This is a genomic window from Corynebacterium argentoratense (assembly GCF_021491455.1).
In the GTDB taxonomy this organism is placed as follows: domain Bacteria; phylum Actinomycetota; class Actinomycetes; order Mycobacteriales; family Mycobacteriaceae; genus Corynebacterium; species Corynebacterium argentoratense_A.
In genome coordinates, this window is the sequence record NZ_JAKETN010000007.1 from 99,639 (window position 1) to 105,638 (window position 6,000).

Consider the following 6,000-nt stretch of genomic DNA (forward strand, 5'->3'; position numbering starts at 1 on the left):
GGTATGGCCGAGTCGACTGTGTTGGGGTGTGTGGATTCGGCGCCTGAGGCCCGAACACTGGTCGATATTTTGTGTGCCACGGCTGCGGCTTTCCCGGAGGCTGCGGCGTTGGATGATGGGGATGCGCGTCATCCGTTGGGTAGCAGTGTGAATTATTTGGAGCTGTTGGAGCAGGTTCAGCAGTTCGCCGGTGTTTTGGCTGAGTATGGGGTGGGGCGTGGTAGCCGGGTGGGAATTAGGCTGCCGTCTGGCTCTCGCGATCTTTATATCGCGATCTTGGGAGCATTGTGGGCGGGGGCGGCGTATGTGCCTGTGGATGCGGATGATCCGCAGGAGCGTGCTGATCTTGTTTTTGGTCAGGCGGGTGTTGACGTCGTGTGCACTTCTGCTGGCGTTGAGGTTACGGCGTCGTGTGTGCATCGGCAGCCGGGGAGGCCTTTGCCTGAGGATGATGCGTGGATTATTTTCACGTCGGGGTCGACGGGTGTGCCGAAGGGCGTTGCGGTGACGCATCGTGCGGCTGCTGCGTTTGTGGATGCGGAGGCTCGGTGGTTTTTGGCGGATGCTCCGCAGCCTTTGGGGCCGGATGATCGTGTGTTGGCGGGGTTGTCGGTGGCGTTTGATGCGTCGTGTGAGGAGATGTGGTTGGCGTGGCGTCATGGTGGGTGTTTGGTGCCTGCGCCGCGGTCGTTGGTGCGGTCGGGGGTTGATTTGGGGCCGTGGTTGTTGAGTCGGAATATTACGGTGGTGTCGACGGTTCCGACGTTGGCGGGGTTGTGGCCTGCGGAGGCGTTGGATGCTGTGCGTTTGTTGATTTTTGGTGGGGAGGCGTGTCCGCCGGAGTTGGTGGAGCGTTTGGCGCGGTCTGGTCGTGAGATGTGGAATACGTATGGTCCGACGGAGGCGACGGTGGTGGCGTGTGGGGCGCGGCTTGTGCCGGGTGCTCCGGTGTTGATTGGTCGGCCGTTGGATGGGTGGGTGTTGGCGGTTGTGGATGCGCAGGGGCGGCCTGTTGCGCCGGGGGCGGTGGGCGAGTTGCTTATTGGTGGGGTTGGTTTGGCGCGGTATTTGGATGCGGATAAGGATGCGCTGAAGTATGCTGCGGAGCCTGCTTTGGGCTGGTCGCGGGCGTATCGTTCGGGGGATCATGTGCGTGCTACGCCTGAGGGTTTGGTCTATGTGGGGCGTGTTGATGATCAGGTGAAGATTGGGGGTCGTCGTATTGAGTTGGGGGAGGTTGAGGCTGCTGTTCAGGCGTTGCCGGGTGTGCGTTCGGCGTGTGTGGTGGTGCAGACGACTGGTGGTGGGGACAAGGTGTTGGTGGGGTATTTTTCTTTGGTTGATGACGTCGCGGGGGCTGATGTGGGCGTGGATGTTGCGGCGTTGGTGGAGGATTTTTCTGCTCGTTTAGCTGGGTCGATGCCTGCTGCGTTGGTGCCGCGGTTGTGTGTGGTGGATGAGTTGCCGGTGACGACGTCTGGGAAGGTTGATAAGCGGGCGTTGCCGTGGCCGCTTCCTGCATTGTCCGATGGGGCGCAGGGGGCTGGTTTGTCTGGGACGGAGGCGTGGGTGGCGTCTGTGTGGGAGGAGACGTTGGGGGTTGGGGTTGTTGATTCGTCGGTGGATTTTTTTGCTTTGGGTGGGACGTCGTTGGCTGCTGCGACGACGGTGGCGCGTTTGCGTGATCGTGTGCCGTTGTTGTCGGTGCGGGATTTGTATGATCATCCGCGTCTGGGGGCGTTGGCGGTGCGTGTGGAGCAGATTGTTGGTGCCCCGGTGGACTCTGAGGCACACAGCATCGCACACGCTGACGCAGATTCCAGTGCAGGGTCTGGTGTGCAGGCTCGCGCACGGGGTGCTGCTTGTGGTGGGGGTGTGCGGCCTGTTGGGTGGGGTGTGCGTGTGGTGCAGGAGTTGGCTCAGGTGCCGCTGATGACGTTGGCTGCCGCCAAGTGGGTGACGCTTGTGTTGTTGCTTAATGTGTTGGTGGGTCCGTTGAGTCCGCCTGTGTGGTTGGTTGCGGTGTTGTGCGTGTTGACGTTGACGCCCGTGGGGCAGATGGGGGTGGGGGTTGTGGCTGCGCGTATGTTGTTGGCAGGCCTGGCCCCTGGTTCTTATCCGCGTGGCGGGTGGGTGCATATGCGTTTGTGGCTTGCGGAAAGAATTAATGACGTCGCGGGGGCGCGGTCGCTGACGGGTGCTGCGTGGATGTCTACGTATGCGCGGCTTTTGGGGGCGAATGTTGGCAAGGGTGTGTTGTTGCATTCCTTGCCGCCGGTCACGGGCATGTTGTCTTTGGGTGATTATGCTTCGGTGGAGCCCGAGGTTGATTTGTCGGGTTATTGGGTTGAGGGCGATCGTTTGATTGTGGGCCCGGTGAGGGTGGGGGCGGGTGCGCGTGTTGGTGCGCGTTCGACGTTGTTGCCTGGTGCGAAGGTGGGTGCTGATGCGCATGTAGAGGCTGGTTCGTGTATTGCTGGGCAGCGTATTAAGTCTGGTTCGCGGTGGTCTGGTTCTCCCGCGTTGAAGGTGGGGCGTCCGCGTCGGACGTTTCCGCGTAAGCCTGCACCACAGAAGCGTGCGTGGGTGGTGGTGTACGCGGCATCATCGTTGGTGTTGGGGTTGTTGCCGGTGGCTGCTATTGTGGCTGCGGCGTGGCCGATTGTGCTGCTGGCGTGGCCTGATGCGGTGCGGTTGCTGCTGTGGGCGCCTGTGGCTGCTGTGGGGGCATTGGTGTTGTATGCGGCTGCAGTGTGGGTTGTGGTGCGCGGTGTTGGGGCTGGTGTGCGGCCGGGGATTTCTCCGGTGCATTCTGTGCAGGCGTGGCGTGTGTGGTGTGTGGAGCGAGTGATGGATGATGCGCGGCGTCATTTGTTTCCGCTGTATGCGGCGATGTTGACGCCGTGGTGGTTGCGCGCTTTGGGTGCGCGTATTGGTGCGGGTGCGGAGGTCTCGACTGCTGTGATGATTCCGCAGCTGACTGATGTGCGGGTCGGGGCGTTTTTGGCTGATGACACCATGATTGGTGGTTATGAGCTGGGTGGGGGTTGGTTGAAGGCGTCGCGGGTGAAGGTGGGTAAGCGCAGTTTTGTGGGTAATTCGGGGATTGCGCAGTATAAGTTGGCGAAGGATTCTTTGGTGGCGGTGTTGTCGGCGACGCCGAGGAAGTCCCGGGCGGGTAGTAATTGGTGGGGTAGTCCGCCGGAGCGTTTGCGGCGCGCTGTGGTTGATTGCGGGGTGGATTCTGGGCGGACGTATTCCCCTACTGCCGGGGTGAAGGCTGGTCGGGCTGCTGTGGAGACGCTTCGTTTGTTCGCTCCGATGGTCTCGGCGGTGTTGGCGATGGCTGTGGTTGTTGTAATCCAGTGGCTGTTGGTTCGGGTGGGTTATTGGGCTTTTGCTGTGTCGGGCGTGGTGTTGATTGTTGCGGGGGCTGTGGCGATGGGTGTTGCGGTTGTTGCGAAGTGGGTGTGTGTGCAGCGTATTTCTCGGGGTGAGCATCCGTTGTGGTCGCCGTTTGTGTGGTTGAACGAGTTGCAGGATGCGTTTGTGGAGTCTGTGGCTGCGCCGTGGTTTCTTACTCAGGTGCAGGGCACGGGCGCGATGAATGCGGCGTTGCGTGCGTTGGGTGTGAGGGTTGGTCGGGGTGCGTGGGTGGAGTCTTATTGGTTCCCGGAGGCGGATTTGTGCACGGTGGGTGCGGGGGCGACGGTTAATCGTGGTGTTGTGGTGCAGACGCACTTGTTCCACGATCGGATTATGAGTATTGACGCCGTGTCGGTTGGTGTGGGTGCGACTGTGGGACCGCATTCGGTGGTGTTGCCTGCAGCTGGGGTGGGTGATGGTGCGGTGATTGGGCCGGCGTCGTTGGTGATGCGTGGGGATGAGGTGCCTGCCAATAGTTATTGGCAGGGCAATCCGATTGAGCCTGTTTAGGCTTCTTCTGGCATGATGTCGAATTCTTTGCGGAATTCGTCGATGGCGAAGACGGTGTAGCTCAGCCCGGTGGTGAGCCAGGAGTCAAGTTGGGCGTCGGAGGCTCCGGTGGTGCCGTCGAGGTAGGGTACGCACATGCTGCAGTCGATGGAGAAGCTGGGTTCGCCAGAGCTGAGTTCTTGCGAGATAGCTAGTGCCCCGTAGCGTCCGGAGGAGTTCCAGCGTTGTGCCCACTCGTAGTAGTCGAACATTTTCGACAGGTCGAGTGTGTCGCTGGTGACTTTGGCGTGGACGCGGAGGAAGTTTTCGTATTCGAGGCTGAACATGACGAAGACGTCGCCATAGTAGGCGGCACAGCCCGTGCCTTCTGGGTTGGCGGCGATTTTGCTGCCGGCGGCTTCCAGGGTGGCGATGACGCGTTCGAGGGTGATCGGGTCAGCTGTGTTGGAGGTGTTGAGGTGGCTCATTATTTTTCCTCCCAGGTGACGAGTTCCGGGTAGGCCTGCTCGAGTATCGTGACTGTCTCCCCGATGGATTGGATGGCTGCGGCGAACACTGCGAATAGTTGACGTTCGTCGAGGCCTGCGTCGACGGGGACGGTGAGCGTCATCATGAAGCGTTTGCCTTCGTTATCGACGAGGCTGGTGGTGGGAATCAGTCGGTCGACGTTGAGCTTGTTGGCCCGCATTTGGGCGTCTGTGTAGTGCTCTTCGTCGATGAGTCCGCGCCAGAGTCCGTAGAAGCATAGGACGTCGTCTTTGACGCTGCACCAGAGGGCGAGGTTGTTGAAGGCGAAGCCTAGTTCGCCGTCCTCGGCGATGGTGCCTTCGAAGTTGTGGACGGCGGCTAGCTTCTGGACGCGCTCAACTGTGACAGCGAGCGCGGGGTCAAGGGTGTTGGAAGACATACGTTTTCCGCATCGTGTAATTCGGATAAGGTGCTTCCAGTGTAGCTAGTCTGCGATTTGCTTGAGACCGCGGATCACGATTTTCGGGTCCGGCTGGCCGACGAGCTCGTGGTCTTTGCCGGTGTATTCGAACTTGGACAGCACATAGCGCATGGCGTTGATGCGTGCGCGCTTTTTGTCGTTGGACTTGATGGTCACCCAAGGGGACTCATCGGTGTCGGTGTAGCGGAACTGTTCTTCCTTGGCGCGGGTGTAGTCGTCCCACTTGTCCAGAGAGGCCAGGTCCATGGGGGAAAGCTTCCACTGGCGCACGGGGTCCACTTGGCGGATTGCGAAGCGGGTGCGCTGTTCTTTCTGCGTCACCGAGAACCAGAACTTGGTGAGGCTGATGCCTGAACCCATGATCATGTTTTCAAGCATTGGTACTTCGCGGAGGAATTCTGCGTGTTGGGATTCGGTGCAGAAACCCATGACGCGTTCCACGCCGGAGCGGTTGTACCAGGAGCGGTCGAAGAAGACGATTTCGCCGGCTGCTGGGAAGTGCTCGATGTAGCGCTGGAAGTACCAGGAGGTGGATTCGCGCGGGGAGGGCTTTTCGAGCGCTACGGTGCGGGCACCACGGGGGTTGAGGTGCTCGTTGAAGCGCTTGATGGTGCCACCCTTGCCTGCTGCGTCACGGCCTTCGAAGAGGATGATGTGGCGCTGGCCGGTGTCTTTGGTCCAGTTTTGCCACTTGAGGAGCTCGATCTGCAGGGCGCGCTTGGTTTTTTCGTATTCTTCGCGGCTCATGCGTTCCTGGTAGGGGTAGTTTTCCCGCCAGGTCTCGACTGGTTTTCCGGAGGGGGTGATGAGGACCGGATCGTCCTCGTCGGAATCGTCTACGATGTAGCCCTCGGTAGCGGCGAGGTCAACAACTGGGAGCTCCTCATGCGTATCAGCCATGCCTATAATTTTAGACCTCCGGCCCCCTATTGTCTCTTGTTTTCCCATACGGGGGTAAACAAGAAAACCCCGCGAGGTGTGCGTGAAGCACACAGCGCGGGATTTCAGTTTTCCAAGGATTAGAAGCCTCGGAAGGGCGTCAAATTACTTGACCAGACCGAGGAGGTCCTTGGAGCCCTCAGCAACCTTGCCGAAGGGAGCCAGGAAGTGAGCGA

The 6,000-nt window shown here is 60.1% G+C and carries 4 protein-coding genes; 1 reads left to right on the forward strand and 3 read right to left on the reverse strand.

The window, feature by feature from the left end:
- The first annotated feature begins 3 nt into the window (after nucleotides 1-3).
- Nucleotides 4-3,936, forward strand: coding sequence for a Pls/PosA family non-ribosomal peptide synthetase (locus L1C91_RS09305; protein ID WP_234859025.1), 3,933 nt, complete (start codon nucleotides 4-6; stop codon nucleotides 3,934-3,936).
- On the opposite strand, the gene L1C91_RS09310 is transcribed toward L1C91_RS09305, so the two are convergent.
- Genes L1C91_RS09310 through ppk2 form a run of 3 tightly spaced genes read right to left on the reverse strand, consistent with a single transcriptional unit; the run spans nucleotide 3,933 to nucleotide 5,785 of the window.
- Entirely contained in the window at nucleotides 3,933-4,403 is a 471-nt protein-coding gene (locus L1C91_RS09310) for a hypothetical protein (protein WP_234859026.1), read from the reverse strand. The genes L1C91_RS09305 and L1C91_RS09310 overlap by 4 nt on opposite strands.
- On the reverse strand, nucleotides 4,403-4,843 hold the full coding sequence (locus L1C91_RS09315) for a YbjN domain-containing protein (protein ID WP_234859027.1): 441 nt from the start codon (nucleotides 4,841-4,843) through the stop codon (nucleotides 4,403-4,405). The genes L1C91_RS09310 and L1C91_RS09315 overlap by 1 nt, the downstream gene beginning before the upstream one ends.
- Nucleotides 4,844-4,888: 45 nt before the next feature.
- Nucleotides 4,889-5,785, reverse strand: coding sequence for a polyphosphate kinase 2 (gene ppk2 / locus L1C91_RS09320; RefSeq protein ID WP_234859028.1), 897 nt, complete (start codon nucleotides 5,783-5,785; stop codon nucleotides 4,889-4,891).
- Nucleotides 5,786-6,000 lie beyond the last annotated feature (215 nt).

Bases quoted from the DNA above. Each gene is read 5' to 3' on its own strand.
- L1C91_RS09305 (WP_234859025.1), top strand. From the start codon at position 4: ATGGCCGAGTCGACTGTGTTGGGGTGTGTGGATTCGGCGCCTGAGGCC.
- L1C91_RS09310 (WP_234859026.1), bottom strand. From the start codon at position 4,403: ATGAGCCACCTCAACACCTCCAACACAGCTGACCCGATCACCCTCGAA.
- L1C91_RS09315 (WP_234859027.1), bottom strand. From the start codon at position 4,843: ATGTCTTCCAACACCCTTGACCCCGCGCTCGCTGTCACAGTTGAGCGC.
- ppk2 (WP_234859028.1), bottom strand. From the start codon at position 5,785: ATGGCTGATACGCATGAGGAGCTCCCAGTTGTTGACCTCGCCGCTACC.